This is a genomic window from Salinadaptatus halalkaliphilus, from assembly GCF_006543045.1.
Lineage (GTDB): Archaea > Halobacteriota > Halobacteria > Halobacteriales > Natrialbaceae > Salinadaptatus > Salinadaptatus halalkaliphilus.
In genome coordinates this window covers 1-1,787 of sequence record NZ_RBZW01000072.1, presented here as the reverse complement: position 1 = coordinate 1,787, position 1,787 = coordinate 1, and the positions used below count along the sequence as shown (strand labels likewise).

The 1,787-nt window shown below is 56.1% G+C and carries 1 protein-coding gene and 2 pseudogenes; 1 reads left to right on the top strand and 2 read right to left on the bottom strand.

The window, feature by feature from the left end:
- On the top strand, positions 1–1,033 hold a 1,033-nt coding region (locus D8Y22_RS19735; protein WP_217350909.1), incomplete at its 5' end, for a HEAT repeat domain-containing protein.
- Positions 1,034–1,185: 152 nt separating this feature from the next.
- Here D8Y22_RS19735 and D8Y22_RS19730 read toward each other — a convergent pair.
- Both D8Y22_RS19730 and D8Y22_RS23255 read right to left on the bottom strand, forming a co-directional pair.
- Positions 1,186–1,410 (bottom strand): annotated as a pseudogene (locus D8Y22_RS19730) (cell division control protein Cdc6); the annotation flags it as partial.
- Positions 1,411–1,412: 2 nt separating this feature from the next.
- Positions 1,413–1,787: pseudogene (locus D8Y22_RS23255) on the bottom strand (hypothetical protein); the annotation flags it as partial.

Below are 1,787 nucleotides of genomic sequence, written 5' to 3'. Positions count from 1 at the left end.
CGGCAAGGCAGATGTGCATCGAGCAGAGTATCTTGACCGGACGGTGGGTGGTTCGCCCGATGAAGCCAATATCGATGAATTAGTCACGCTTGTTCACTCTGACCACGAGAAAGCGCAGATGCATGCATTGACTGCACTCGGGCGGCTGATTCCCGAACGCGCAGCTGATATCGTATCGAAACGCCCAGTGCTAGTCGATCAGTTAGACAGTGATGTTATTCTCACACGGTTTGGAGCTCTCAGTTGTCTGGCGCTGCTAGCCGAACACGATCCCGACATGGGGGTCCCAGTTACCGATGAGATAATTCCGCTGCTCGAGCCAGCATCCGATGGCGGTATCCTCGAGGAGGGTATTCGATTTGTTGCTGCGATTGCTGAAGCACATCCGGGAGCCGTCAGAGACGCTGTTCCGAATCTGGTTACCCTCCTTCAGGAGGACCCGCCCGAAGAACAGAAAGCCGTTCAAGCGTTGATCGATATTGCTGAGGCCGAAGCCGACGTCGTAGTTCCCGTCGTTTCTGATCTCCATACCTACATCAAAAACCCCGACTCGAGCCACCGAGCGGGATCGATCGCCGTGCTTGGATACGTCGCAAAGGAGTACCCAGACGCTGTAGAGATGGCGACCCCGACGATGATTGATCTCTTAGATACATCTGCTGCTCGAACTCGAGCAAATGCTGCTGGTGTACTGGCGGATCTGGCGGAACACCATCCAGCGAGTATGTTGTACGACCTCGAGAACATCAGTAGACTTGTCGACGACGATGATGACTATGCGAAGCAAAATGCGGCCTATATCTTAGCTCGGGTTGCAGAACAGTATCCGAGTGACGTTGAGCACGCAACCGACGTCTTGATCGACGCACTTGGGGCAGAGAGTGAACATACACGGATCAGTACGTGTCGCGCGCTCGGCTACATTGGCGCGAAAACAGCTGTTGGACCGCTCAAGGAACGGCGAGACGAGGACAGCAGTATGGAAGTACAAAAGGCTGCAGGATGGGCTCTCGGCCAGATGAATCATTACTAGGAAGATACGGCCAAATATTTGGTTCGGCGATTGCGCTCAGTCTTCAGATTGAACGGGATATCGGCCACGATTGAGGAGGTTGCACCCCACGTTTCCGACGTATCAAGAGATACACTCGTGATCAGGGGTGTGGGAAGTCACTGAAACGTGAGCTAGGACAAATCCTCTAACCGGCTGTCCCGGAGGACAGATTGCAACACGATGCCGGTATCCTGAACCAGCCGATGCTCGAGATAACTGCCTTCACCCCGGCCACCACTGGTTCGAGTCGATTCTACGACTCCGAGGAACGCCTGCTCTTTCAACAGCTCGTAGACGCGGTGCTCGCTGCGAGTCTTCGCATCAGCCTTCTCTGTCGTCGCTTGACACCGTTCGTAATCTACTCAATGGGACGGACTGTGTCGCCATCTCGGTGGACTCGGTCGAACGTTGAGAGATACGCGAGCCGGTCGTGAACCTCGTCGGTATCCAGCTCCAGTTCGGCAGCCAGTTCGTCGATGGCCATCGGCTCGTCGAGTGCCTGGAGGACTTCGAGCCCCAGTAGTACCGATTCGTGAGCTCCTAGACGCGGGCCTCGATCGGCGTGGTCACCCCGTACTGCTCCTCGAGTTCGACCAAGGCCTCGCTCGCGAACGTGGCGAACTGATCGTCCCTCAGGCGTTCGATCTGGGCTTCGAGCTCATCCCGGACGACGTCGTAATCGAGGCCGGCCTGCACGAGCATATTCATGTCCTCGATGTCGTCGTCACGGCCC